1 pseudogene is annotated in these 471 nt (G+C 72.6%); it reads right to left on the bottom strand.

The window, feature by feature from the left end:
- A pseudogene (locus tag BJQ90_RS21120) lies at positions 1-471 on the bottom strand (DUF222 domain-containing protein); the annotation flags it as partial.

Here is a 471-nt window from a genome sequence, read left to right as displayed (position 1 = left end):
CCCTGCAGGGCCCGGGCGGCCGCGGTGGTCCGGTCCCAGATCCCCGCAGCGGTCCCGGCCGGCAGGTACGCCGAGAACCACGCCATCCCGTCCCGGTCCGGGACGAACTCCACCCGCCGGTCCGTAGCACACTTGGTATGGCGTTTCTCGATGCTGACCGGGTGGCGGCGTTCCCGCCAGAGACGGGCTTTGGCCCGGAACCGTCCCGGGACCAGCTCCCCGGCCGGGCACCCGCGGGCCGGGTTCGGTGCGTCGGGGTCCAGGAAGTGCGCTTCCAGCCCGGCCACCCCGGCCCGGTCCAGGTTGGTGGTTTCATCCACGATGATCCGGGCGTGCTGCCAGGAAATCGTCCCGGCCTCCAGCGCCGCCAGGGTCAGCGGCAGCGACGCGGTCAGTGCCTGGCAGTCGCCCAGGAACGCACCGGCGGTCCGATCACTGACGGTCAGGACACCGGCGACTTCGGCGGTCAGA

Source organism: Arthrobacter sp. SO3 (genome assembly GCF_020532825.1).
Lineage (GTDB): Bacteria > Actinomycetota > Actinomycetes > Actinomycetales > Micrococcaceae > Arthrobacter.
Note: the sequence above shows the minus strand (reverse complement) of the source record. Positions and strands in the feature narration are given on the sequence as shown.